The 2,294-nt window shown below is 64.1% G+C and carries 2 pseudogenes; both read left to right on the plus strand.

Annotated elements, in window-relative coordinates:
* Nucleotides 1–249 precede the first annotated feature (249 nt).
* A pseudogene (locus ABIB27_RS19525) lies at nt 250–1,599 on the plus strand (ISL3 family transposase).
* Between the two features lie 343 nt (nt 1,600–1,942).
* Nucleotides 1,943–2,294, plus strand: a pseudogene (locus tag ABIB27_RS19235) (hypothetical protein); the annotation flags it as partial.

Below are 2,294 nucleotides of genomic sequence, written 5' to 3' on the forward strand. Positions count from 1 at the left end.
CACCGCCGGAACACTATTACCGGTCGAGAGCCCCCGAACACCACGTGTCCGGGGGCTCTCCCACGTTAACCACCCACCCACACAACCACCCCCAATCGGCCCTTCGCATTTAGGCATGCTTAGGGCTGGCTGAGACCAGCGCGGTGTGGCGTAGTCGGTTGCTGTGCGGCGTCGTGCGGGGGGAATGAGGTCAGGGCCTCTTTGAATTGGTAGCGACCAAGCAAACCAATACTCAAAAGAGACCCTGACATGAATAACTCTATGTCTTGTTCCGGTGGCCGCTGGTGCTCGCGCGCCGATGCTCTGCTTGGAGTGGAGGGCATCCACATCAGCTCCGTTACGGCATCCACGGCGGCCCTGGTTCGGCGGGTCGAAACGGGGGAAGACGTCACGGGCTGCCCGGACCGCGGTGTCGTCGCGATCGGCCACGGCCGCCGCCAGATTCGGCTCCACGACATTCCCTGTTTCGGCCGCCCGGTGCGGCTGCTGTGGGCCAAGCGGATCTGGCGGTGCCCGGACTCGGGCTGTCACAGGACAGCGTTCACCTAGGAACACCCGCTGGCAGGGCCGCGGGCGAAACTCACCGCCCGGGCAGTGGCCTGGGCGACCTACGCGCTGGCCCGGTTCGACACCTCAGTCTCGGCAATGGCACACCAACTCGGGGTCTCCTGGCACGCCGTCTGGGACGTCATCCAGGCGGAGGCCACCAGACGCATCGGAAGCACGGACCGGCTGGCCGGCGTGAACGGGCTCGGCGTCGACGAGCATGTCTGGTCCCACACCGGTCCGCCCTGAAGCGGCATGGTCACCGGCATCGCGGACCACACCCGTGACGCTAATGGCATTGTCCATGCACGGCTCCTTGACCTCGTGCCGGGACGGTCCGGGAAGGCCTATGCCGACTGGCTCAAAGACCGCGGCGAGGAATTCACTGCCGGGATCGACCGCTGCGTTGGACCCGTTCCGCGGCTACGCCAACGCGATCTAGGGACGAATTGCCCGAAGCCATCACCGTCCTAGACGCGTTCCACGTCGTCATACTCGGATCCGCAATGGTCGATGAGGTCCGCCGCCGGGTCCAGCAGGACACCCTCGGGCACCGGGGCCGTAAGGTAGATCCGCTCTACGGGATCCGCCGGACCCCTGCAGATCGGAGCCGAGCACCTCACCGACAAACAGGGCGCCCGGCTCGATGCGAAACTCATCGCCGGATACCCCGATCACGCAGTGACCCTGGCCTGGCAGTGCTACCAAAAAATCCGCAACGTCTACCACGCCCGACCGGAACGGGGCCGGGAACTCGTCACCGAAGTGATCGACTCGTTCCCGACGTGCCCGATCCCTGAAGTGGCACGTCTTGGCCGCACACTCAAACAATGGAAGAGCGCGATCCTCGCCTACTTCGACACCAACGGCGCCGCCAACGGGCCCACCGAAGTCGGCATAACTCAGACCTCGGCATAAGCAATCAACGGCGTCATCGAAACCACCCGCAGGATCGCCCGCGGCTTCCGCAACTGCACCAACTACAGAATCGGATGCCTACTCGCGGCCGGCGGTCACCGCCCCTACCGGCCCAAATCAACCGACCATGCCTAACGGCGAAAGGCCCCTAAAACCCACACACGGACCACGCCGCCACCCTGCAAACCAGGCGAACCCACCCCAGCCGCCCCGCACCGCCGTGGAACATTCCCGACACCGCGAGAGCGTCCTGAGAAAACCTGCAGCCACCGCGAGAGCGTCTGCCGCGAATGTGAACTTTCCCACGACAACGATCTGTGGGGCAGATCCATGTCATGCGCCGGTTGGCTCTCGCTTAGAATTGACTGAGATGTACGGACTTCGAAGCGCTTGATTTCGGGTTGCGTAGGATAACGAAGCACGGAACGAGCGACTGCGATTGCGCCAGTGGTCGGCTCATAACAGGAGGAATCCCCACATGGCTGAGCATAACGGCGGCAATCGCGGCGGCAACGACCGCGGACCTTTCCGTGGTAACAACAATTCCGGCGGTGAACCGCGGGGATTCCGGTCCCGGGACGACCGGAGTTCCGATGTGCCGAAGCGCACCCCTGGGTCCGGTAGCGGCGATCGCAAATCTTTTGGTGAGCGGAAGCCGTTCGGTGAGCGTGACAACAAGCCTTATGGTGACCGTCCGCGTCGTGAAGGCGATGGCGAGCGTCGCAGCTTCGGTGGTGGTGAGCGGAAGCCGTTCGGTGAGCGTGACAACAAGCCTTATGGTGACCGTCCGCGTCGTGAAGGCGATGGCGAGCGTCGCAGCTTCGGTGGTG

This window comes from Arthrobacter sp. UYEF21 (assembly GCF_040546085.1).
Classification (GTDB): Bacteria; Actinomycetota; Actinomycetes; order Actinomycetales; family Micrococcaceae; genus Arthrobacter.